Below are 827 nucleotides of genomic sequence, written 5' to 3' on the forward strand. Positions count from 1 at the left end.
AGATCCTGCCGACACAACACTCAACTGCCAAGCCTCACAACGAACTTCATTCTGAAACGATCAGTAAGAGACCCGTGATGAGCCCGATCATGGCTTCGTTCATACGGGAAGTTTGCCGAGCCGCCGGGGGTGGTCGGGGGTGAATAGGAGATCTCGCGGACGGGGGTGCCTGCTCGGGTTTGAGGTGGCCGGTACATACGCCGCAGCTCCCGGCCAGGTGCGGGCGGGGGCTGCCGGTCAGGTCTCCTGGGCCCTGAGACACGAAAAGTGCTCGGGAAGCCCTTCAGAGCCGAGCAAACTGGCGGGCGTGCCGCAAAAGCGGCACAGAGGGATCGGCTTCCCCGCCGCATCCACCGGCACCCTGGCCTCCTCGGACTCGGCAGGTCGGGACTCGAGGACGATGGAGCGACTGCCGCGCCTCTGCTTCGGCTCGGACCGCACTTCTGAGGCCGGCCGGTCCTCGGTGCACCTGTCACGCCGGTCGCCGTGACGTACGGACGGTGCCTGGCGCTTCTTCTCCTCCGGGCCGGGCCCGTTTGCCTCAAGGTAGTTCTGCCACTGCTGTACGGGAAGCCATCCGTAGTAGCCGTCCCTCTGGAACGGGACTCGCTCGCCGGCCGCGGCCTCCACGATGAACTGGGTCAGGGTGAGGGAACCGCGTTCCACGGCGTACGAGCTGGACTGGTAGGCGGGCACGAGAACACGGTGCCAGCCCCCGCAGTACCCGGTAGCGGTGGGGTTCTTGGGGTCGTAGGGCTTCTTACTGATCGTTTCAGAATGAAGTTCGTTGTGAGGCTTGGCAGTTGAGTGTTGTGTCGGCAGGATCT

Annotated in this window: 1 protein-coding gene; it reads right to left on the reverse strand. The window is 64.6% G+C overall.

The features are described 5' to 3' along the window. Window positions 1-237 precede the first annotated feature (237 nt). Window positions 238-827, reverse strand: a 590-nt coding sequence (locus tag ABD347_RS26925; protein ID WP_344366042.1) for a hypothetical protein, incomplete at its 5' end; no start/stop codon positions are given.

It is taken from the genome of Streptomyces gobitricini, from assembly GCF_039532985.1.
Taxonomy (GTDB): domain Bacteria; phylum Actinomycetota; class Actinomycetes; order Streptomycetales; family Streptomycetaceae; genus Streptomyces; species Streptomyces gobitricini.